At 70.7% G+C, this 22,159-nt stretch carries 20 protein-coding genes and 1 tRNA gene; 12 read left to right on the top strand and 9 right to left on the bottom strand.

Annotated elements, in window-relative coordinates:
• Positions 1 to 208 precede the first annotated feature (208 nt).
• Entirely contained in the window at positions 209 to 2,140 is a 1,932-nt protein-coding gene (locus tag ASF23_RS18225) for a hypothetical protein (protein ID WP_055950492.1), read from the top strand.
• 180 nt (positions 2,141 to 2,320) lie between these two features.
• Here the strand turns inward: ASF23_RS18225 and ASF23_RS05790 are convergent.
• Positions 2,321 to 2,396 (bottom strand) — tRNA-Thr (locus ASF23_RS05790).
• A gap of 57 nt (positions 2,397 to 2,453) precedes the next feature.
• Entirely contained in the window at positions 2,454 to 2,858 is a 405-nt protein-coding gene (msrB, locus tag ASF23_RS05785; RefSeq protein WP_055950487.1) for a peptide-methionine (R)-S-oxide reductase MsrB, read from the bottom strand.
• A gap of 80 nt (positions 2,859 to 2,938) precedes the next feature.
• Here msrB and ASF23_RS05780 point away from each other — a divergent pair, with 80 nt between their 5' ends.
• The 6 genes from ASF23_RS05780 to groL all read left to right on the top strand — a co-directional run bounded on the left by ASF23_RS05780 (position 2,939) and on the right by groL (position 7,997).
• Positions 2,939 to 3,427, top strand: coding sequence for a GNAT family N-acetyltransferase (locus ASF23_RS05780; protein WP_200919313.1), 489 nt, complete (start codon positions 2,939 to 2,941; stop codon positions 3,425 to 3,427).
• Positions 3,424 to 4,527, top strand: coding sequence for a DUF2332 family protein (locus ASF23_RS05775; RefSeq protein ID WP_055950481.1), 1,104 nt, complete (start codon positions 3,424 to 3,426; stop codon positions 4,525 to 4,527). The genes ASF23_RS05780 and ASF23_RS05775 overlap by 4 nt, the downstream gene beginning before the upstream one ends.
• A gap of 125 nt (positions 4,528 to 4,652) precedes the next feature.
• On the top strand, positions 4,653 to 4,997 hold the full coding sequence (locus ASF23_RS05770) for a DUF3263 domain-containing protein (protein WP_235510795.1): 345 nt from the start codon (positions 4,653 to 4,655) through the stop codon (positions 4,995 to 4,997).
• Positions 4,990 to 5,544, top strand: coding sequence for a LytR C-terminal domain-containing protein (locus ASF23_RS05765; protein WP_055950478.1), 555 nt, complete (start codon positions 4,990 to 4,992; stop codon positions 5,542 to 5,544). The genes ASF23_RS05770 and ASF23_RS05765 overlap by 8 nt, the downstream gene beginning before the upstream one ends.
• A 281-nt stretch (positions 5,545 to 5,825) precedes the next feature.
• Positions 5,826 to 6,029, top strand: a complete 204-nt coding sequence (locus ASF23_RS05760; RefSeq protein WP_055950475.1) for a cold-shock protein — start codon at positions 5,826 to 5,828, stop codon at positions 6,027 to 6,029.
• Between the two features lie 348 nt (positions 6,030 to 6,377).
• Complete coding sequence (gene groL, locus ASF23_RS05755) at positions 6,378 to 7,997, top strand: chaperonin GroEL (protein ID WP_055950472.1); 1,620 nt, start codon at positions 6,378 to 6,380, stop codon at positions 7,995 to 7,997.
• A 793-nt stretch (positions 7,998 to 8,790) separates the two neighbouring features.
• On the opposite strand, the gene ASF23_RS05750 is transcribed toward groL, so the two are convergent.
• The 5 genes from ASF23_RS05750 to ASF23_RS05730 form a co-directional block, all read right to left on the bottom strand.
• Entirely contained in the window at positions 8,791 to 10,500 is a 1,710-nt protein-coding gene (locus tag ASF23_RS05750) for a sensor histidine kinase (RefSeq protein ID WP_055950469.1), read from the bottom strand.
• 61 nt (positions 10,501 to 10,561) lie between these two features.
• Entirely contained in the window at positions 10,562 to 11,257 is a 696-nt protein-coding gene (locus ASF23_RS05745; protein WP_055950466.1) for a response regulator transcription factor, read from the bottom strand.
• Positions 11,258 to 11,426: 169 nt separating this feature from the next.
• On the bottom strand, positions 11,427 to 13,118 hold the full coding sequence (locus tag ASF23_RS05740; protein ID WP_055950463.1) for a DNA repair helicase XPB: 1,692 nt from the start codon (positions 13,116 to 13,118) through the stop codon (positions 11,427 to 11,429).
• Between the two features lie 210 nt (positions 13,119 to 13,328).
• Entirely contained in the window at positions 13,329 to 15,257 is a 1,929-nt protein-coding gene (locus ASF23_RS05735) for a helicase-associated domain-containing protein (protein WP_055950460.1), read from the bottom strand.
• A 46-nt stretch (positions 15,258 to 15,303) separates the two neighbouring features.
• Complete coding sequence (locus tag ASF23_RS05730; protein WP_156364279.1) at positions 15,304 to 15,552, bottom strand: hypothetical protein; 249 nt, start codon at positions 15,550 to 15,552, stop codon at positions 15,304 to 15,306.
• A gap of 214 nt (positions 15,553 to 15,766) precedes the next feature.
• On the opposite strand from ASF23_RS05730, the gene ASF23_RS05725 reads away from it, so the two are divergent.
• The gene (locus ASF23_RS05725) at positions 15,767 to 16,144 is read left to right on the top strand and encodes a cold-shock protein (RefSeq protein ID WP_055950454.1); all 378 of its coding nucleotides are present in this window, start codon (positions 15,767 to 15,769) and stop codon (positions 16,142 to 16,144) included.
• Between the two features lie 7 nt (positions 16,145 to 16,151).
• On the top strand, positions 16,152 to 16,694 hold the full coding sequence (locus ASF23_RS05720; RefSeq protein WP_055950450.1) for a DUF3027 domain-containing protein: 543 nt from the start codon (positions 16,152 to 16,154) through the stop codon (positions 16,692 to 16,694).
• Positions 16,695 to 16,810: 116 nt separating this feature from the next.
• Here ASF23_RS05720 and serC read toward each other — a convergent pair whose 3' ends face one another.
• Complete coding sequence (gene serC, locus ASF23_RS05715; protein ID WP_055950447.1) at positions 16,811 to 17,926, bottom strand: phosphoserine transaminase; 1,116 nt, start codon at positions 17,924 to 17,926, stop codon at positions 16,811 to 16,813.
• A gap of 275 nt (positions 17,927 to 18,201) precedes the next feature.
• Here serC and ASF23_RS05710 point away from each other — a divergent pair, with 275 nt between their 5' ends.
• The 3 genes from ASF23_RS05710 (at position 18,202) to ASF23_RS05700 (ending at position 21,148) form a co-directional block, all read left to right on the top strand.
• The gene (locus tag ASF23_RS05710; protein WP_055950445.1) at positions 18,202 to 18,894 is read left to right on the top strand and encodes a metal-dependent transcriptional regulator; all 693 of its coding nucleotides are present in this window, start codon (positions 18,202 to 18,204) and stop codon (positions 18,892 to 18,894) included.
• Positions 18,895 to 19,183: 289 nt separating this feature from the next.
• Positions 19,184 to 20,293 carry a C40 family peptidase gene (locus ASF23_RS05705; protein WP_055950442.1) on the top strand — a complete coding sequence of 370 codons (1,110 nt, stop codon included), beginning with the start codon at positions 19,184 to 19,186 and terminating at the stop codon, positions 20,291 to 20,293.
• 360 nt (positions 20,294 to 20,653) lie between these two features.
• A complete protein-coding gene (locus ASF23_RS05700; protein WP_055950439.1) occupies positions 20,654 to 21,148 on the top strand; it encodes an HNH endonuclease in 495 nt (164 codons plus the stop codon).
• A 6-nt stretch (positions 21,149 to 21,154) separates the two neighbouring features.
• Here the strand turns inward: ASF23_RS05700 and ASF23_RS05695 are convergent, their stop codons facing one another.
• Positions 21,155 to 22,045 (bottom strand): CPBP family intramembrane glutamic endopeptidase, encoded by an 891-nt coding sequence (locus ASF23_RS05695; protein ID WP_055950436.1) that lies wholly within the window; start codon positions 22,043 to 22,045, stop codon positions 21,155 to 21,157.
• Positions 22,046 to 22,159 lie beyond the last annotated feature (114 nt).

The following is a 22,159-nucleotide window of genomic DNA, read 5'->3' as shown; positions in this document are numbered from 1 at the left end:
CTGGTTACCCGCCGCAGCGGCCGCCACCACCTGATCCGTGTCCGGCTGCGAACGAGGCCACGTCCGCCAGGAGCGCTTGCTCCGGTGCGGGACGTGGCCTCGTGTGCGTCCGCGGTCGGTCGGTCCGTCCCTCGTCCGGTCGGTTGCTGGGTCGCGCTCCCCGTCGAACGATGGATGTGCGGGGTCGGTGCGGGTCCGTATGCTTCCGATGTGCGCCGACGACGGCGCGGGCATCGAGGGGGAGAACGTGCTGCAGGTGGGTCGTCCGACGGGGTCGTGGCACGTGTCCGGGGTCGTCGCAGTGCTGGTCGCGGTGCTCGTGATCGCCGTGACCGTCGTCGCGGGACATGCTCCCACCTCGGCATCCGCCGCCACGTCCGCGGCAGCGCCGTCCAGCGGCCGGTTCACCGCCGTCGACACCGCCCGGGTGTTCACCGGCACCGTCGGCACCACGATCGTGCGGGTACCGATCAGTGGCCGCGGCGGGATCCCGTCGAACGCCACCGCGGTCGTCGTGAACGTCGAGACCGAGAACCCGACGGCCGACGGCTACGTGCGGGTGACGCCGGCCGGGCGCGACGCCTCCGTCGCGACCCAGGAGTTCGTCGCCGGGACCACCATCTCGAACCTCGCGACGGTCCGGCTCGTGGGCGGGGCGGTCCAGGTCAAGCTGTCGGCGGGGTCCGCAACGGTGTTCATGGACGTGTCCGGCTACTACGCCGACGACGCCTCCGCCTCGACCTACACGCCGCTCGCCAACAGCCGGGTCTTCAGTGGCACGGTCGGCACGACGCCCACGAAGATCCCGGTGGCCGGCCTCGGTGGGGTGCCGTCCGACGCGACCGCGGTGGTGGTGAACGCCGAGGTCTCCGTGCCGACGGCGACCGGGTACGTCCGGGTGACACCGTTCGGCAAGGACGCCACCGTCGCGACGCAGGAGTTCACCGCGGGCAAGACCGTCTCGAACCTCGTCATCGCCAAGCTCGCGGGCGGCGCCGTGCAGGCCAAGCTCTCGCGTGGACAGGCCACCCTGTTCATGGACGTCGCGGGGTACTACTCGACCGCGACGACGGGATCGGTCTTCGTGCCGCTCGACACCGCGCGCGCGTTCGCCGGCTCCGTGACCACCACGCCCCAGCAGATCCAGCTCGCCGGGCCCGTCGGGGTGCCCGGCAACGCGACCGCGGTCGTGGCGACCGTCGAGGTGTCGAAGCCGGCCGGAGCGGGCTACGTCCGGGTCACGCCGTACGGTCAGGACCCGACGGTCGCCACGCAGGTGTTCAGCGCCGGCCAGACCATCTCGAACCTCGTCATCGCGAAGGTGTCGCAGGCGTCCGTGCAGGTGAAGCTGTCGAGCGGCGGCGGGAGCGCGGGGCTCTTCATCGACGTCGCCGGGTACTTCACCGACGGGGCTGCCACGTCGGGTCTCGGCAACGACGTGTCGTACCCGCAGTGCGGCGCCCAGCTGCCCGTCGGCCAGGAGTTCGGTGTCGTCGGCGTGAACGACGGCATCGCGAACAAGATCAACCCGTGCCTCGCCCAGCAGCTCGCGTGGGCCAGGTCGTCGGGCGGCGGGACGTCGCAGCCGGCGGCAGCGCTCTACGTGCTCGCGGCGAACGCGGGACAGCAGGCAGCGGTGTGGCCCACCTCGAACGTCGACCCCTCGGGCACCACCGTCATGAGCGTGTACGGCAACTGCGCCCCGGGTGCGAACGCCTACGGCACCGCGTGCTCGTACATGTACGGATGGACGCTGGCCTACAACGACCTCGCGAACAGCGGGGTCACCGCTCCGTCGTCGTACCGCTGGTGGCTCGACGTGGAGACCGGGGCCACGTGGCGCGACGGCGCGACGAACGTGGCGGTGCTCGACGGCATGACCGACTTCTTCGCCACGAAGGGCGTCTCGGTCGGGCTCTACTCGACGAACCTGCAGTGGGGTCAGATCGCAGCGGGGGTCACCCCGAGGAGCGCGCTCCGGACCGCTCCGAACTGGGTGGCGAACGGCCCGACGACGCTCGCGGCGGCGAAGGCTGCGTGTGCGGGGACACCGCTCCTGCCCGGAGGTCGGATCACGATGAGCCAGTACGTCGTCGGGACGGTCGCCTCGGGCCAGGACTGGAACGTCGCCTGCGGCTGACCGGGCGTCCGAACGAGGGCACGACGCAGAACGACCCCGGATCGCGGGTGCGGTCCGGGGTCGTTCTCTGCCCTGCACGGCTCGGCTGCGTGCACCGAGCCCGTCGTGCTGACCGTGCCGCGCGTGCGCACCGCGTTGCGTGCCCACCGTGTTGGATGCGCGGCGTGTTGCGCACCCGACTGGGGCCGACAGCGGGACTTGAACCCGCAACCCCCGTATTACAAGTACGGTGCGCTACCAATTGCGCCATGTCGGCTGGCGAGACCAGTGTACTGGTGGCCGGCCGACGGGGCGCTCAGCGGCCAGTCCCTGGTCAGTCCTTGACCGGGGCGAAGTTGAGCGAGACGGAGTTCATGCAGTAGCGGTCGCCCGTCGGGGTGCCGAACCCGTCCGGGAACACGTGCCCGAGGTGCGATCCGCAGTTCGCGCACCGGACCTCGGTGCGCTTCATCCCGAGGGTGTTGTCCTCGATCAGCTGCACGGCCTCGGGGCGGACCGACTCGTAGAACGACGGCCAGCCGCAGCCGGAGTCGAACTTCGTGCCGCTCTTGAAGAGCTCGGCGTTGCACGCGGCGCAGGTGTAGACGCCGGATCGCTCCTCATCGAGCAGCTCGCCGGTCCAGGGACGCTCGGTCGCGGCCTGCCGAAGCACGGCGAACTGGTCCGGATCGAGCTCCTCGCGCCACTCGGCATCGGACTTCTCGACGTTGTATGCCATGGGTTCGGTCCTTCCTGTTCGTGACCGCTGCCCGCCGGGTCCAGGGCCCGGCGACGGTCACCGTCATTAAACTCTCCCGGGTGAGTGAACATTCCGTACGACGGGCCCACTGGTCGGAACTGGGCCTCGACGACCTCTACGGGATCGTCCGGCTGCGGAACCGGGTGTTCGCCCTCGAGCAGCGTGTGACCGCCGAGGACTTCGACGGCCGGGACCGCGAGCCGGACACCGAGCACTGGTGGATCGCGGCCGGGGACGACGCCGCCGCGGGAGTTCTCGCCTACCTCCGCCTCATCCGGCCGGCCGTCGACGAGGTCCAGCCCGACGGTGTCGTGCCGGCCGGGTGGGTCATCGGCCGTGTCGCCACCGCGCCGGAGCACCGCGGGAAGGGCTTCGCGCATCGACTCGTCGGCGCGGTCCTCGAGGCGCACGGATCCGACCCCGTGCTCCTGCACGCCCAGGAGTACGTCGCCGGGCTCTACCGCCGGAGCGGCTTCGAGGTCTTCGGGTCCCCGTACGTCGAGGCCGGCATCGGCCACGTCGGCATGTACCGCCCCGGACGGCCGTGACGTCGGCGCCACGGACCGCAGACCGGTACGTCGACCATGCCGGGAGGATCGGGGCCGCGTCCCCGACGTACGCCGCGTGGTCGAGATCGGTCGCCGGATCCGTCCCCGTCGTCGCCGTGCTCGACCGGGTGCCACCGACCAAGCGACAGCCGGAGCTCGTCTTCGCGGTGGCCAGGAGGCTCGGAGCGGACCCGGCCGACCCCGGGGCGATCGTGGACGTCGTCCTGCGGGATCCGGACGGCTTCGTCGACGAGCTCGCCGCCGCGACGATGCAGGCGAACGACCCCCAGCGGATGGCGGCCGTCCTGCCGCTCTTCGCCGAGGTGGACGGGCCGATCGGCATCGTGGACGTCGGGGCGAGCGCCGGGCTCTGCGGCATCCCGGACCGGGTGACGCTCGACTACGAGATCACCCGGGGCCGTGACGTCGGGAGCCGTGCGGGTCGCTCCGGGGCGGACGGTGTCGGAGCGGGGGCCGGTCCGGATCGGGTGCGCATGGTGACGAGCCGCGCGTCGGGATCGGGCTCGGGCTCGGGGCCGGCCTCGAGCACGGGCGCGGGGTCGATCGTCCTCCGGGCGCGAGCATCCGGCTGGGTCCCCGCACCGTTCGCGAGCCCAGACGTCGTCGCCAGGGTCTCGCTCGACCCGTCCCCGATCGACCTCGACGCACCGGGGGCGTTCGACCGGCTCGTCGAGGCAGTCCCGCCCGAGGCGACGGACCGGACCACCCTGATGCGTGCGGCGGCGTCGGTGGCGCGCACCGTGCCTCCAGTCCGTGTGGTCGGTGGCGTCCCCGACGACCTGGAGCGTGCGCTCGCCGCACTGCCGGCGGGGTGCACCCCCGTCGTCGTGACCATGGGGACGCTCGTGTACGTGCCGGGTGCCGCGCGCCAGGAGTTCATCGACTCGGTGCGTCGACTCGGCGTGCGGTGGATCGCGATGGAGCGCACCGGGATCCTGCACGGGGTCGCCGCCACGCTGCCCGGTGCCGTGGACCCCGCGGATCCGGCGGCGTTCGCGACCGTGTCGATCGACGGCGAGGCGCGGGCGGTCGCCGACGCCCACGGCACGGCGGTGCGCTGGCTGGGTCGGGGGACCTGAGTGCCGGTTCGCGACGTGCCAGGGCCATGCCAGGATCCAGCACCTCATCCCCCCTACTATTGCGACGACCGTGAGCGCCGTCGGACCCGAACCGCCCGGCGCGATCAGCAACCGAACGGATCGACGTGACCGGACCCCGAACCGACTCCGAACTGTCGGAGCTCGCGCGGCGCATCCTGGCGTTCGAGCAGGACCGGGCGCGGCACGACCGAACCAAGGAGGCCGAGATCCGCGTCGAGTTCGACATGTCCCCGGCCCGCTACTACCAGGTGCTCAACCGTGTGATCGACTCCGCGGCAGCGCTCGCGGTCGACCCGCAGCTCGTGACCAGGCTGCAGCGCCTCCGCCACGCGAGGACGAGTGCCCGCGCCACCAGGACCTTCGGCTCCGGGACCATCGGGCCGTGGGCTCCGGGGTCCGGGACCCTCGGATCCGCCGAACGTGAAGGACTCTCCGAACAGCATGACTAGACACCCCCGAGACCGGTTCGACGACGTCGCCGACGGACCGCGGGTCGGCGCACACCGCGGACTCCCCAGACGCGGACGCGGATGGATCGTCTTCGCGTGGGCGGCGCTCGCGACCGGCGTGCTCGTCGGCGGTGGTGCGCTCGGACTCGGGCTCCTGAACGACAGCTTCCAGTTCACCGGCGGCGCCAACCCGTCGACGTCGGCCTCGGCGAGTGCGTCCGCGTCGCCGTCCGCGACCCAGGAGGCGACCGCCGATCCGTCCTCGCAGCCCGCGGACCTCACGCTCACGGTGCTGAACGGCACGGCGACGACCGGTCTCGCCGCGACCGGGACCGCCACGCTCGAGAGCGCCGGGTGGCAGGTCGCGTCGGACGGGAACGCGTCGACCAAGGGCGCGACCGGGACCATCGTCTACTACCAGTCGGCGGACCAGGCAGCGGTCGCCAGGGGCGTCGTGAAGACACTCGGGGTCGGTTCCGTGCAGCAGTCCGCCGCGTTCCCGAACGCCGACGTGACGGTCGTCCTCGGCGCCGACTACGCGCGCTGAGCGACCGGCGTCGTCTCGCCTCCATCGGGGGATTCCGCGTCGTTCGTTTCGGGTGTGTTTCCGGCATGTTGAGTTCCGGGAATACCCGCGTCGAAAGGCGTTCGCGGGCCTTGTCCGACGAGTGTCCGCGGATAGCATCGCAACTGGTCACCCCAGCGACGGAATGTCGACGAAGCTCTCGCGGATCGTCAGGAAGAACCCGGGTGAGGCACAGATGCACTCGGACCCGGCGGAGTGCGAACCCACGCCCCGCCGTCAGCGACATCGCAGGGAGCTGGAACATGGCCAACGGGACCGTCAAGTGGTTCAACGCTGAGAAGGGCTACGGATTCATCACCGTCGACGGCGGCGGACAGGATGTCTTCGTGCACTACTCGGCGATCGACATGAACGGGTACAAGGTGCTCGAGGAGGGGCAGGCGGTCGTCTTCGACGTCGGCACCGGCTCGAAGGGCCCGCAGGCGGAGGCTGTCAGGCCGGCCTGACGCCGAGCCGGCACCCGAGCAGCGCGAGGCGCGTCGTCCGACATCGGACGGCGCGCTTCTGCGTGTGGCGGGGTGCCGGCGTGTTCTGCGGGCCGGGCGAACGGGTGTTCTGAACACGCGCGTCCGCACGGAACACGGGGATCCGCGTGTTCGGGGTGGACCGCGGTGTTCTGGACGTTCCCGATGCGGCAGCCCTCGGCGCCTGGGTGTTCGCCCACGGCCGCGGCGGGTCCGGCACGCGAGGTTGCACTCACCAGGTGCGAGTGCCAGAATCGGCTAGCACTCAGTTCCACCGAGTGCCAAGACCATCGCGTCCAGCACGACGTCCGGGAGGGACGAAAAACACAAATGGCTAAGATCATTGCTTTCGACGAGGAGGCCCGCCGTGGCCTCGAGCGCGGCCTCAACATCCTGGCTGACGCCGTGAAGGTGACGCTCGGCCCGCGCGGCCGCAACGTCGTCCTCGAGAAGAAGTGGGGCGCCCCCACGATCACGAACGACGGTGTCTCCATCGCCAAGGAGATCGAACTCGACGACCCCTACGAGAAGATCGGTGCGGAGCTCGTCAAGGAGGTCGCCAAGAAGACCGACGACGTCGCGGGCGACGGCACCACCACCGCGACCGTCCTGGCGCAGGCACTGGTCCGCGAGGGCCTCCGCAACGTCGCCGCCGGCGCAGACCCGATCAGCCTGAAGAAGGGCATCGAGAAGGCCGTCGCGGCCGTCTCCGCTCAGCTGCTGTCGGACGCCAAGGAGATCGAGACCAAGGACCAGATCGCCGCCACCGCGTCGATCTCGGCTGCGGACCCGACGATCGGCGCGCTCATCGCCGAGGCGATCGACAAGGTCGGCAAGGAAGGCGTCGTCACGGTCGAGGAGTCGAACACGTTCGGCACCGAGCTCGAGCTCACCGAGGGCATGCGCTTCGACAAGGGCTATCTGTCGCAGTACTTCGTCACCGACCCCGAGCGTCAGGAAGCCGTCTTCGAGGACGCCTACATCCTGATCGTCAACTCGAAGATCTCGAACATCAAGGACCTGCTCCCCGTCGTGGACAAGGTCATCCAGTCGGGCAAGCAGCTCCTGATCATCGCCGAGGACGTCGACGGCGAGGCCCTGGCCACGCTCGTCGTGAACAAGATCCGCGGCATCTTCAAGTCCGTCGCCGTCAAGGCTCCGGGCTTCGGTGACCGTCGCAAGGCCATGCTCCAGGACATCGCGATCCTCACGGGTGGCCAGGTCATCTCCGAGGAGGTCGGTCTCAAGCTCGAGAACGCCACCCTCGACCTGCTCGGCCGTGCTCGCAAGGTCGTCATCACCAAGGACGAGACCACGATCGTCGAAGGTGCGGGTGACACTGAGCAGATCGCCGGTCGCGTGCGCCAGATCCGCAGCGAGATCGAGGCCACGGACTCCGACTACGACCGCGAGAAGCTCCAGGAGCGCCTCGCGAAGCTCGCAGGTGGCGTCGCCGTCATCAAGGCGGGTGCCGCAACGGAGGTCGAGCTCAAGGAGCGCAAGCACCGCATCGAGGACGCCGTCCGCAACGCCAAGGCCGCTGTGGAAGAGGGCATCGTCGCCGGTGGTGGCGTCGCACTCATCCAGGCCGGCAAGATCGCGCTCGACAGCCTCGAGCTCGTCGGCGACGAGGCGACCGGGGCGAACATCGTCCGCGTCGCGATCGACGCACCGCTCAAGCAGATCGCGCTCAACGCCGGTCTCGAGCCGGGCGTCGTCGCCGCCAAGGTCCGCGAGCTCGACTCCGGGTGGGGCCTCAACGCCGCGACCGGTGAGTACGTCGACCTCATCGCGGCCGGCATCATCGACCCGGCCAAGGTGACTCGCTCGGCACTGCAGAACGCTGCGTCGATCGCCGGTCTGTTCCTCACGACCGAGGCCGTCGTCGCGGACAAGCCCGAGCGCACGCCGGCTCCGGCTGGCGACCCGACGGGTGGCATGGACTTCTAGTCCCGCCGCTGGCCGACAGCACCACGAACGGGCCGCTCTCCTCCGGGAGGGCGGCCCGTTCCGCGTGTCCGCGACCGCGACCGCGGATGCGCGTGCGCGGGTCGCGCACGGCGCCGGGCGGAAGGTGCGGTGCGGGCGCGAGTGCGGGTGGGGCGCGCGCGGCGTCGGGCGGAAGGTGCGGTGCGGGCGCGAGTGCGGGTGCGGGTGGGGCGCGCACGGCGCCGGGCGGAAGGTGCGGTGCGGGCGCGAGCGGGGTGTGGATCGCGCGCGGTGTCGAACGGGAGGCGCGTTGCGGGCGGGGCCCGTGCCTCCCGTCCGTCTCATGCCGACCTGCGCTCACGCGGCTGCGGGCCAGTGGCACCATGCGTGCGCATGATGCGACAACGGGGCCGAGATGCGACGTCGATTTCACCCGGTGATGTCGCTCCATGCGAACGCAGACTCTTCCGGGGCATCGAGCGACACCTCGAGCGGTTCCCGACGTCGTTTCACGGGCGGGATGTTGGGCCGGTGTACGCGGCCCCCACAACGGAACGCGGACACCCGTGTCGGTTTCACGGGAAGGCGACATGTCTGCCCGGAACGTACGGCGCGGTTGTCGGTTTGGGGGCAAAGCGACATGCGCGCACGGCATGCACGGCACGCGCAGAACGGACGGCGAGGCTGTCGGTTCGGGGGGAAAGCGACAGGCGCGGCCGGAAAGCGCGCCGAGCTTGTCGGTTCGGGGGGAAAGCGACACGTGCGCGATCCGACCGTGCGGCGCACGAACGGCCCACGGCACCTCGCGGCGGACCTACTGGGTGACGGACGCCTCGGAGGCCTCGGGCGCTTCGGGCGCGACGTAGTCACGAGGGAGCAGCGGGAGCCACACCCGGAACGTCGCACCTCCGCCGACGGTGTCGAACACCTCGACCTCGCCGCGGTGCGCCGCCACGATGCCTGACACGATCGCCAGCCCGAGGCCCGAGCCGCCGGTGTCCCGAGCACGCGAGGTGTCCGCACGCCAGAAGCGCTGGAAGATCTTCTCGCGGAGCTGTGGCGGGATGCCCTCCCCGTGATCGATCACGTCGAGGTGCGCCATCCCGCGGGTCTCGTCGACCCCGATGCCGATCTCGATGGCGTCGTCGTACGGGGTGAACCGCATCGCGTTGCCCATCAGGTTCGTGATCACCTGCCGGACCTTGTTCTCCTCGGCGAGCACCACCGGCGCGCGTGCGGGCAGCACCACGGCCGGCATCGGCGTCGTCTCGGAGTCCGACACCGACGACTCGACGTCCATGGCACGACCACGACGTGCGCGGAGCCGCGCGAGCGTCTGCCCGGCGAAGGCGATCGGTCCGGTGAGGTTCGCGGACGGCGACCCGGGCACAGGGGAGGCAGGCGGGAGCGCGGCCGGCCCGACCCACTGCGGCACGCCGACACCCGTCACGGAGTCGGTGAGGAGCACCTGGATCTCGCGGTCGGGGTTCGACGCCATGGTGTCGAGCGCGGAGTCCCTGGCGATCGACACGAGGTCGACCGGGCCGAGCTCGAGGGGCTTCGACTCGTCGATGCGCGCGAGCTGCAGGAGGTCCTGCACGAGGAGCCCCATGCGCTGGGCCTCTTTCTCGATGCGCTCCATCGCCTGGGCGACGTCCTCCTCTTTCCGGAGGGCGCCCATCCGGTAGAGCTCGGCGTACCCGCGGAGGGAGACCAGCGGGGTCCGGAGTTCATGGGAGGCGTCTCCGACGAACCGGCGCATCTGCTCGATCGTCCGCTGCCGGTCGTCGAACGCGGAGTCGATGCGCTCGAGCATGGTGTTGAGCGAGCGGTTGAGGCGCCCGACCTCGGTGTTCGGGGTGTCGTCGCCGAGTCGCTGCGAGAAGTCCCCGGCGGCGAACCGGGCGGCCGTGTCCTCGACGTCGCGCAGCGGGTCGAAGGTCGCGGTGACTAGGAGCCGGGTGAGCATCGCGCCGAGGAGCACGACGGAGATGCCGAAGCCCAGGAAGATGAACGTGAACCGGGCGATCGTGGCATCGGCGTTCTCGCTCGACACCGCGACGAGGATCCGGAGGTCCTGCCCCGAGCCCTTCACCGAGGCGTTGACGACCATCGCGCGCCACTCGTGGTTGCGCTCTGCGTCGTAGAGACTGAACGGCGCGTCCTGGCTCTGGCTGGCGGCGGCGGATGGGTCGAGGCCGCTGATGTCCGGCTCCGAGTCCGAGGACTTGGTGTGGCAGATGAGGTCGCCGTTGCTGTTGTAGACACTGATGTACGTCGAGCTGCCGAGCTGGATCGAGAAGTTGCAGTACCCCTCGGCGGTCACGGAGTTCTGCTGCCCGTCGAGGCTCTTGGCGGTCGTCTTGACGTTGTTGTCGATCTGCCCCATGAGGTAGGTCGAGAGCGCGGTCATCGTGCCGAGCCCGGCCACGAGCAGCCCGAGGGTCACCAGGAGGACCGTGATCCCGGTGATCTTGGTGCGGAGCGAGATTCCGCTCCACCAGCGTGAGAGGCGTGTGTGCATGCTGCGTACACAGTAATCGGCGCGACCCCCGTGGACCTGGGGTCGCGCCGACAACCTGCGGCTAGGACGCCTTGGACGCCTTGAGCATGTAGCCGAAGCCGCGCTTGGTCTGGATGACGGGCTCGGCCGAGTACTGGTCGAGCTTGCGCCGGAGGTAGGAGATGTAGGACTCGACGATGCCGGCGTCCCCATTGAAGTCGTACTCCCACACGTGGTCGAGGATCTGCGCCTTCGAGAGCACCCGGTTCGGGTTGAGCATGAGGTAGCGGAGGAGCTTGAACTCGGTGGGGCTCAGCTCGATCTGTGCGTCGCCGATCGTGACCTCGTGCGTGTCCTGGTCCATCGTCAGTTCGCCGGCACGGATGATCGCGTCCTCTTCGTCGTTCATCGTGCGACGGAGGATCGCCTTGATGCGGGCGACGATCTCGTCGAGCGAGAACGGCTTCGTGACGTAGTCGTCGCCGCCGACCGTGAGGCCGGTGATCTTGTCCTCGGTGTCGTCCTTCGCGGTGAGGAACAGGATCGGCGAGGTGTAGCCGGACGAGCGGAGGCGCTTGGTGACGCCGAAGCCGTTCATGTCGGGGAGCATGACGTCGAGGATGATGAGGTCAGGCTCTTCCTCGAGCACGGCGGAGATCGCCTGGGCGCCGTTGCCGACGGCACGGACCGCGAAGCCCGCGAAGCGGAGCGACGTGGTGAGGAGGTCGCGGATGTTCGGCTCGTCGTCGACGATCAGGATCTTGGGGCCATCGGTCATGTCCCAAGTATCTGGCCGTTCCCTCGGGGTTTCCTGGGAACGGATGGGGTGGTGCCGGAACGAGGCCGGTGCGTGTCCGGAACGCGACCCATCACCGGACTGGAGGGACGGTGCGGGCTGGCACCGTCCCTCCAGTCCGTCTCCCCGGTCGCGTTCCTGGCCGCGCGGATCAGGCGGGCGCGAGCTGGTCCGCGTCGAGGATCGTGTAGGCGTAGCCCTGCTCCGCGAGGAACCGCTGCCGGTTCTGGGCGAAGTCCTGGTCCACCGTGTCCCGCGTGACGAGCGTGTAGAACGACGCCGGGACGCCGTCCTTGTTCGGGCGGAGGAGCCGGCCGAGGCGCTGCGCCTCCTCCTGGCGGGAGCCGAAGGAGCCGGACACCTGGATCGCCACGGTCGCATCGGGCAGGTCGATCGAGAAGTTCGCGACCTTCGAGACGACGAGGACATCGATGTCGCCCTGGCGGAACTGCTGGTAGAGCCGCTCCCGCTCGTCTACGGGCGTGGCACCCGTGATCTCGGCGGCGTCGAGCTGCGCCGCGAGCTCGTCGAGCTGGTCAATGTACTGCCCGATGACCAGGATCTGCTCGCCACGGTGCTTCTCGATGAGCTCCCGGACCACCGGCGTCTTCGCCGGGCTCGTCGCTGCGAGGCGGTAGCGGTCCTCGTCGCTCGACGCGGCGTACTCCAGGCGGTCCTCGTGCGGCAGGTCGATGCGGACCTCGTAGCACTCGGCGGGGGAGATGTAGCCCTGGGCCTCGATCTCCTTCCACGGGGCGTCGTAGCGCTTCGGGCCGATGAGGGAGAAGACGTCGCCCTCGCGGCCGTCCTCCCGCACCAGGGTCGCGGTGAGTCCGAGTCGGCGACGCGCCTGCAGGTCCGCGGTGAGCTTGAACACCGGCGCGGGGAGCAGGTGGACCTCGTCGTAGACCACGAGACCCCAGTCCATCGCGTCGAGCAGGGACAGGTGCGTGTAGACGCCCTTCCGCCTGGCGGTGAGGATCTGGTAGGTCGCGATGGTGATCGGGCGGATCTCCTTGACGCTGCCGGAGTACTCGCCGATCTCGTCCGCGGTCAGGGTCGTCCGGCGGAGGAGCTCGTCCCGCCACTGCCTGGCGGAGACGGTGTTCGTGACGAGGATGAGCGTCGTGGCCTTCGCGGTGGCCATCGCACCCGCGCCGACGAGGGTCTTGCCGGCACCGCAGGGGAGCACCACGACACCGGACCCCTGCGCGAAGAAGCTCGAGACGGCGTCCTGCTGGTACTCGCGGAGGTTCCACTCGGTGGTGTCGAGGTCGATCGCGTGCGGCTGCCCGGGGGTGTAGCCCGCGAGGTCCTCGGCGGGCCAGCCGATCTTGACGAGCTCCTGCTTGACCTGCCCGCGGGCCCACTGCTGCAGCTCGACCGAGGTGTCCGAGCGGCGCTCGCCGAGGAGCGGAGCGATGCGCTTGGAGCGCGTGACCTCGGCCAGGACCGACGGGTCGAGCGCGGTGAGGACGAGCTTCGGCTGGCGCTCGAGCTCCTCGCGCGGGTCGTTCGCGACGGCGGGGGCGTCGACGGCCTCCTCGCGCCGGATGACGAGCTTGCCGTAGCGGGCGACCGTGTCGCGGATGTCAACCGTCACGCTCTGCGGGACGGGGAACTTGGCGAAGCGTTCGAGCGTGGAGACCATCTGCTCGGCGTCGTGCCCTGCGGCCCGGGCGTTCCAGAGGCCGAGCCGGGTGATCCGGTAGGTGTGGACGTGCTCGGGGGCGCGTTCGAGTTCGGCGAAGGTGGAGAGTTCGTGACGTGCGTCGTCGGCGTCCGGGTGTGCGACCTCAAGCAGCACGGTGCGGTCGCTCTGCACGATGAGTGGCCCGTTCATAGACGTTCCAGCTTACGTGTCGCGGGTGCGTCGTGGCTGCGATGGTCCGCCGGGCGAGGTCCGCAGGCCCGAGCTCCTGGGCCGAGGAGTCTCATCTGCGACGCGTCGGCACGCGAGACGGCTCAAGTGAGACCTCTCGCGCAGGGCGGGGCAGGGCAGCGCAGGCAGGGCGGGCGGCAGGGCAGGGCGGGGCAGGGCGGGCGGCTCGGACTACGCCTCGGACTCCACCGTCACCACGAGCGACAGCGGCAGCGTCCGCTCCACGTCCGCGTGGGTGTCCCGCCCGCGGACCCGCCCGGCGGCGACGGACGTCGGCACGATCGTGAACGGGGCCTCGGTGCCGTCGGGCATCCTGACGATCACCCGGATCGGGACCTTGCCGCGGATCGCGAGGTCGATCTGTCGCCCGAGCCACTCCTGCTCCGGCTCGCGATCCCCGCGCTCGGTGGCGACCCGCAGCCGGTCGACGAGGTCCCTGGCCTGCGTCTCGGGCGTCCTGGCGGCCGGACGACGGGGCGACGGCGCGGTCGACCGGCTTTCGCGGGCACCGGCCGCGACGACGGCGGGGTAGCGCTGCCGCTCGAGCTCGGCCGCGACGACGTCGAGGGGGTAGCGCGTCACGAGCACCGTCAGCGCGCGGCGGTCCCAGGTGAAGTGCCGGAGCTCCGCGTCCACGCCGATCAGGTCGAGCTGGTCGGCCGGGCCGCGGACGACCGTGCCGATGCCACCGGTGTCCCGGTCGACGACGATGCTGCCGGCGCGCGCGGCGACCTGGTCGACGAGGTACGTGACCGGTTGCGGGAGCCCGGTGGCGGAGAGGTCCCCGAGGATGCCGAGGATCTCCTCGCGGCCACGTCCGCCGAGCAGGGCCCGACGGATGCTGTCCTCGGAGATGCGGTACCGCGTGGCGAGCCCCGGGGCCTCGACGTCCGCGACGGCCCGGAGCCGGTCGTCGTCGGCGGGGGCCAGGGGGCCGGGTGCGATCACCGTGAGGTCGTGCTGCAGGTACACCGAGTCGACGATCGGCGGGAGGTCGGCCCGGGCCACGGCCACCGCGGCGTCGCGGTCCGGCACGTCACCGCCGGGGTGTTCCGGCAGCGCGAGGAGCGTCCGACCGGTCGAGGTGGTGTGCCCGTCGACCACGAGACCGAGTTGCTCCGCGGCATCGGCGGCCGCAGCGAGGTCGGCGTCCAGCCAGTCCGCCCCGCCCGGGTACGCCCAGCGACCGAGCTCGGCGACGTGGTCCCAGTCGTCCGCCGCGAGTGCGAGCACCGAGCGGACCGGGTCCGGAAGCGCGTTCCGCCAGCGGGCCACGAGCTCGGCCCAGCGCTCCGCCCAGTCGGTGACGAGCCAGGCACGGCCGGTCTCCGTGGCGGTCCAGACCTGCTCGCCCGTGTCGACGGCGTCCACCATCGTGAGGAGCTGCAGCAGCGGTGCGACCTGACCCTGTTCGGTGCCGGCGGCCGCGGAGAGGGCGCGTGCGAGCGGCGCGCCGATGCCGCCCTTGGCGAGTTCGTGCACGGCGCCGTCGTCGACCTGCCGGAGGAGCTCGGCGAGTGCGGTCATGGTCGTGAACGCGCGTTCCGCGGCGATGCCGCGTGCCCTGGTGAGCGTGTCGGGGTCGGTCGGTGCGCCGGTGACGCCAGCCGTGCCTCCAGACCGGGATGCGCCGGTTGCGTCGTCGGGTCCGGTCGCGTCGGCGGGTCCGGTTGCGTCGGCGGCTGCGGCTGCGGTCGCGGCCGCGGCCGCGCTCGCGGACGATCCGGACTGGAGGGACGGTGCCGGTCCGGCGGCCAGGGCGCGCTGGAGATCGGTGCGCGCAGCGAGTCGGGCAGCGACGGCGTCGTCGGCCTCGTGCTCATCGGCGAGCACCAGTGCGACCGCGGGCTCGAGGTCTCCGGGCGCGGCGGTCGCCGGGTCGAGCAGGGCCTCGAGTGCCCGGCGGGGGAGCCGGTCGAGCGCGCGGTCGACGGACTCGGGGGTCCGCAGCGCGTCGGCGAGGTCGAAGAAGTCCGTGATCGCAGCGGGGCCGTTCACCGCGAGGGCACCGCCGGGGAGCCGTCGCCGCGTCACGAGCTCGACGAGCTGGTCGCTCGGCATCGCCCGGAGGCGCGCCGCGAGGTCCGCCGCGGTCGTCATCGACCCTCGGGGGTGCTGTCCGGTCGCCCGGTCGTGCGCCGGACGCTCAGCGGGTCTCGTTCCGGTTCGCGCGGGCCTTGCGGGTCCAGTTCACCGCGAGCAGCGTCAGGAGGAGCACGATCCCGATCGGGAACCCGATCTCCGGGAGCACCGTGATGACCGGCCAGACACCGGTGCCGGGGATCTCCTTGATGGTCAACCACGCCACGATCATGATGATCATGCAGAGGATCGAGACGCCGACGACCCCGGCGAGCATGAACGCCAGCGCGCGTTCGCTACGATTGGGCGTCACCGAGGGTTCCGGTGTGCTCGGCGTCCGACCAGGTGTCTGGATCGGCGTACCGGCGTTCCGGGCCTCGGGAGTGCTTCGGGTCTGCTTGGCCACCTGGCAAGGATAGACGACCGGGAACGTGCCGGACAGGTGCTGCCCATCCCGGGCGGTGGCGCAGACCACGGAACGCGCAGTCACACCACGCGGATCCACCATCAACCACAGGAGTGCAGTCATGCCGACCGGCAAGGTCAAGTTCTACGACGACGCGAAGGGGTTCGGCTTCATCACTGGCGATGACGGCGAACAGGTCTTCCTGCACGCGTCCGCCCTCCCCGACGGTGCCGAGACCATCAAGGCCGGTGCGCGGTTGGAGTACGGCGTGGTCGCGGGCAAGCGCGGCACGCAGGCGCTGTCCGTCCGCATCCTCGACGCGGGGCCGAGCCTCGCGAAGATCCAGCGGCGCTCCGCGGACGACATGGCGGTGATCATCGAGGACCTCGTGAAGGAGCTCGACCGCATCAGTGGCGACCTGCGGCACGGCCACTACCCCAAGAACGGTCGTCGGACGGCCACCATCCTCCGCCACGTGGCGGACCAGCTGGACGCGTGAGCACACCATGATCGACGATCCCACCATCCTCGCGAAGCAGGCGCTGCTCGAGGTCACCCCGGAATCGACCGTCGGCGCGGTCCTCGACACCGTGGACGAGGGTGACGGCGTCGTGTCGGTGCGCTTCGCGAACACCATGCCCGGGTACCCGGGCTGGCGGTGGACGGTCAGCGTCGCCCAGGTCGAGGGCGACGCGCCCACCGTGCTCGAGGTCGAGCTCATGCCGGGCGACGGCTCGCTGCTCGCGCCGGACTGGGTGCCGTGGTCCGAGCGCATGGCGGACTGGCGTGCGGCGCAGGGCGACGAGGAGTCGGGCGAGGACGAGTCGGACGACGACGATGACGACGAGTCGGACGACGACGATGACTCGGACGACGACGATGACTCGGACGACGACGACGACTCGGACGAGGACGACTCGGACGACGACGAGGACGACGACGACCTGGACGACGACGAGGACGACCTCGACGACGATGTCGAGGACGAGTTCGAGCGCGTCGACGTGGAGCATGCTGCCGAGGCGCTGGAGTCCGACGGGGACCACTAGGCCCCGAGCCCGCAAAACACCAGGAAGGCGGCTTCTCGCAGGGAAATAGCTCTGCGAGAAGCCGCCTTCTCGGTGTTTTGCGGGAGGGACGGGACGGGACGGGAGGGGCGGGGGCGTCAGCCCAGGGCGCTCACCGTGTGGTCGATCGCGCCGATGAGCTTCCGGACGTCGTCGGGCTCGATCGCCGTGAACGTCGCGACGCGGAGCTGGTTCCGGCCGAGCTTCCGGTACGGCTCGGTGTCGACGATGCCGTTCGCCCGGAGGACCTTCGCGACCTGCGCCGCATCGATGCGATCGTCGAAGTCGATCGTCGTCACGACCTGCGACCGGTGCTCGGGGTCGACCACGAACGGCGTCGCGTAGTCGGACGCGGTCGCCCAGTCGTAGATCGCCGACGAGGACTCCCGGGTGCGAGCGTCCGCCCACGCCAGGCCCCCCGAGCTGTTGATCCACTCGATCTGGTCGTCGAGGAGCAGCAGCGTCGAGATCGCCGGGGTGTTCAACGTCTGGTCGAGCCGCGAGTTGTCGACGGCGTTCTTCAGGGACAGGAACTCCGGGATGTACCGGTCGCTCGCGGCGATCCGCTCCACGCGCTCGAGGGCGGCCGGGGAGAACAGCGCGAGCCAGATCCCGCCGTCGGAGGCGAAGTTCTTCTGCGGCGCGAAGTAGTAGACGTCGGCGGCACCGGCGTCGAAGAGCGCGCCACCCGCGGCACTCGTGGCGTCCACGACGGTCAGCGCGCCGTCGTCGCCCTCGGCTCGGACCACCGGGGCCATCACGCCGGTCGAGGTCTCGTTGTGCGGGTACGCGTACACGTCGACGCCCTCGACGATCTCGAGCTCGGCACGCGATCCGCCCGGAGCGGTGACCACGTGCGGTGCCTCGAGCCACGGGGCGGCCGCGGCCTTCGCGAACTTCGACCCGAACTCCCCGAACGACAGGTTCTCCGCCCGGCGCTCGATGAGCCCGAACGCGGCGGCGTCCCAGAACGCCGTCGACCCGCCGTTGCCGAGGACGACCTCGTACCCGTCGGGCACGTCGAACAGCGACGCGAGGCCGGCGCGCACGGAGCCGACGAGGTCCTTGACGGGCGCCTGACGGTGACTCGTGCCGAGGATCGATGCGCCGCGGGTCACGAGGGACTCCAGCTGCGCGCCACGGATCTTGGACGGACCGCATCCGAAGCGGCCGTCGGTGGGGAGGAACTCGGCGGGGATGACGATGTCTGCCATGGAGCGATCCTACCGATTGGTATCCCACCCGCTGTGCGCGGGCGATGCCCGACCTGCGGTGCGCGGGCGATGCCCGACCTGCGGTGCGCGGACGGGAGGCACGGTGCGGGACCGACCCGTGCCTCCCGTCCGGTGGTCCACCCGTCCACTGCGCCGCCGCGCACCCGCGCGCGGGTTCGGAACCGCGCCCCGGGGCCGGAACCGCGCCCCGGGGCCGGTAGGCTGGTCGGGGCTGCCCACCGACCGGGGCGTCCGCCAGACCGGGAGGCGAACCGATGACCGATCTCGTCGACACCACCGAGATGTACCTCCGCACGATCCTCGATCTCGAGGAAGAGGCGATCGTCCCCCTCCGCGCTCGGATCTCGGAGCGCCTCGGACACTCGGGGCCGACGGTCTCGCAGACCATCGCCCGGATGGAGCGCGACGGGCTCGTCGTCGTCTCCGGCGACCGGCACCTCGAGCTCACGCACGAAGGCCGGCAGCGTGCCACCCACGTGATGCGCAAGCACCGTCTGGCGGAGCGACTGCTCGCCGACGTCATCGGCCTCGACTGGGCGTTCGTCCACGACGAGGCGTGCCGGTGGGAGCATGTGATGAGCGAACAGGTCGAGCGTCGGATCATCGAGATGCTCGGCCACCCGCGCGAGTCGCCCTACGGCAACCCGATCCCCGGGCTCGACGAGCTCGGGGACTCTCCGGCCGGCCGGTTCCTCGACGGCGTGCGGAACATCGTCGTCGCGACCGAGGGCACCGACGCGATCGCGAGTGGTGTCATCCGTCGGCTCGGCGAACCGGTGCAGTTCGAGCCGGAGCTCCTGCACCAGTTGCGTGCGGCCGGCGTGATGCCCGGGCGGGCCGCGCACGTCCAGCGCGCCGGGGCCTACGTCTCCGTCCGGGTCGACGGCGAGGACGAGGGGCTCGAGCTGCCCGTCGAGGTCGCCCAGCACGTGTACATCGACGCCTGACCGGCGATCGGCGCCTGAGTCCCCCCTGCTGTACCCCGTCTCGGGGTGGTCGGGGTACGCACTGCCCCCAGATGTGGTGGTCATGACGGCGACTCGCCACGAGATGTCGAAACACCGACCTGATCAGGTGTTCTTTACCATTCTGTTACAAAAGGCCGGTTTCGGCTCGACACCACCACGGCCAGTACGTACACTCGACGAGTCCCACCAGCCTGGAAGCGAGCTGGCGGGAACCGTGGCAGGACGTCTCGAACCCGTCTCCTGCCTGATCGGAAACGATGACGAACGGATGGGGTCGTACCCGAACGGCGCAGCATGCCACCCGAGTGCGATCGAGGCGCCGGAGACCACACTCTTGACGCAGACCGGTTCCAGCACGGACGCCACGAACGGCGACCAGGCTCCCGAAGCCCTCCCCACCCGACGTTCCCTCCGCGAGGCCCGTACCCGCGAGGACGCCCGGGCGCTCGAGCGGGCCGCGGTGACGCCCGAGGTCCCGCAGGCGGCGGTGCAGCCGCGCGAGCAGGCGGCGGTGCCCGAGCGCCAGCAGGCAGCACCCGCGCAGCCCGTCCGCACGGTCACCCGCGCCAGGGTCGCCCGCGTCGGCGCGCCCCGAGCAGCGGCCGTCGCCACGAGCTCCGCGCCGAGCGTCGCTCGCCGGAGCACCGCGTCGAAGAAGCGCCGGTTCCTGCCCGTCGTCGTGATGACCCTGACCGCCGGTCTCCTCAGCACCCAGGTCCTCCCCGCGATCGCCGCGCAGCAGTCCGTCGACCAGGCGGACGGTTCCTCGCAGGCAGCGGCGGACGTCTCGAACCTCCGCTCCACCGAGTCGCAGTCGGTGTCCGTGTCGAGCGTCGCGTCCCTCGCCGACACCTCCCGCGACGCCTACACCGCGACCGCCCCGGCACCGAAGCCCGTCGCGGCAGCCGTGCAGACCGCGGCCGTGCAGACCGCCGCGGTGCAGGCCGCTCGTGCGCAGACGGCCAAGTCCTACGCCTCGTACACCGGACCGACCGCCGCGGACTACGTCGCGAGCCCCAAGTACCCGAGCTTCAGCCTCGACCAGGTCGCCGCCGTCGGCCAGCAATACATCGGCACCCCGTACGTCTTCGGCGGTGCGACCCCGGCCGGCTTCGACTGCTCCGGTTTCGTCATGTACGTCTACGCCCAGTTCGGCATCTCGCTGGCGCACTCGGTGCCGCTGCAGGACGCCGCCGGCACCCGGATCGCCACGGCCGACGCGCAGCCCGGTGACGTCGTCATCTTCAACAACGAGGCGCACGACGGCTTCTACATGGGCAACGGCATGATCATGGACGCCCCGAAGCCCGGCGGTGCCGTCAGCATCCGCCCGATCTGGACGAGCGACTACCACATCGTCCGTTTCGGCATCAAGTAACCCCGACCGGAGCCCTGGCGCTCCTCGGCGAACTCTCCGTGAACCGGCCTGACACATCTCGTGTCCGGCCGGTTTGTGGGTTAACCTCTCCGTACCGGTCCACTCGGCCCGAACGGGAGATCAGATGTCAGCCTGTCGCACGACCCGCACCATGGGTCGGCGCGCGCATGTCGACATACGATCGACCACCACCAGCGTGCACCTGCACGCCGCGTCGCAAGGCGCACCCGCATCGTGGAGCACTGCCCGTCAGGGTGGTGCTCTTCTTCGTTGTGGGGCCGGTGGTCGCCCGTCGGGAGCACGTGGACCGGCGACACGTCGTCCGCCTGGAAGCCGTCCAGGCACGTCGAAAGGGAACCCATGCGCACTCTCGTCCTCAACGCCGGTTACGAGCCCCTCGCGGTCATCTCGTTCCGACGGGCCCTCGTACTGGTCATGAACCAGAAGGCCGCCATCGTCACGGTCGATGCGGAACACCCGGTGTTCGGCTCGACGGTGAGCTTCGACCGTCCGTCGGTCATCATCCTCACGCGCTACGTGCGCATCCCGCAGTCGCGGCTCGTCCCGGTGTCGCGTCGCGGGGTGCTCCGCCGCGACGCCAACCGCTGTGCGTACTGCGACCGGCACGCGACGACGATCGACCACGTGCAGCCCCGGTCGCGCGGCGGCGAGGACTCCTGGGAGAACCTCGTGGCGTGCTGCCTGGCGTGCAACAACGCCAAGGGCGACCGCACCCCGCGCGAGATGGGCTGGACGCTCCGATTCCGCCCGAAGGCTCCGCACGGCTCTGCGTGGGTCGTCCGCGGGATCGAGCGGCCGGAGTCGGCGTGGGACGAGTACCTCGTGGCCGCGTAGCGAGGGTCAGCGGCGCTCGGCTCCCCGCCCGTCGTCTGTGGACGCCTCGGCACCTGTCGTCGCTCCCCGGCCGGGGAGCAGGAAGATCGCGACGACGCCGAACGCGATGTAGACGAAGTTGAACAGCGACGCGATCGTGACGAGCGGAGACGACGCGCCCGCCGCCGCCACGTCATTGATGCCGCCCGCGGCCATGAGCGTCGTCGGGTCGGTGATCGCGTGCAGGAGCATCGGCACGATCAGCCACCGGCTCACCCGGAGGGCGAGGAACATCATGGCGCCGAACCCCATGGCGTACCCCACGGTGGCGAACACCAGGAGTGGATTGCCGCCGCCGAGCAGGTTCTGCAGGTGGATGAGGCCGAACACCAGGGACGAGAGCACGAACACCGCCCGCTCGCTGTACCCGTGCCGCTCGAGCAGCTCCACGGCGAACCCACGCGTCAGCAGCTCCTCGGCCAGACCGACGCAGAGTCCGAAGAACAGGATCGCGAGCACGAGCGCCGGGGTGAACCGCGACCAGTCCGTGCCGGCGAGCTTCAGGACGGGCGGGAGCACCGTGATCACGACGGCGACCCACATCCACCGAGGTGCGCGGTCGGTGCGGCGGCGGAACAGATGGGGGAACCACCCGAGGCTCCTGCCGAACGCGAGGAGCAGGGATCCCATCACGAGGATCGGGAGGATCACGCCGAGCAGGACGCTCGTCGGATCGCCGTAGACGTCGCCGAGGTCGATGAACGGTCGGACGACCAGGCCGATGAGCTGGCTGATCCCGAGGTACACCACGAGGTAGGCCACGGCGAGCAGGACGGCGTGCCACCATCCGCCGCGTCCCCAGAAGCGTCGCCAGGCGTTGGACCGTCGCCCGGTGTCGTCGTCCGTGGTGTCCGCCATCGTGTTCCCCGATCCTCGAGGACGCGCCGACGTGGTGATGGCCGGCGATCGTCCCGTCCAGGAACACTAGCGGCCCGACGGCCCGGGGGGGGGGGTCTGCGGGTCGGGACGAGC

The organism is Curtobacterium sp. Leaf261, assembly GCF_001422205.1.
Classification (GTDB): Bacteria; Actinomycetota; Actinomycetes; order Actinomycetales; family Microbacteriaceae; genus Curtobacterium.
The sequence above is the reverse complement of the archived record's forward strand: the minus strand, read 5'-3'. Positions and strand labels throughout refer to the sequence as shown.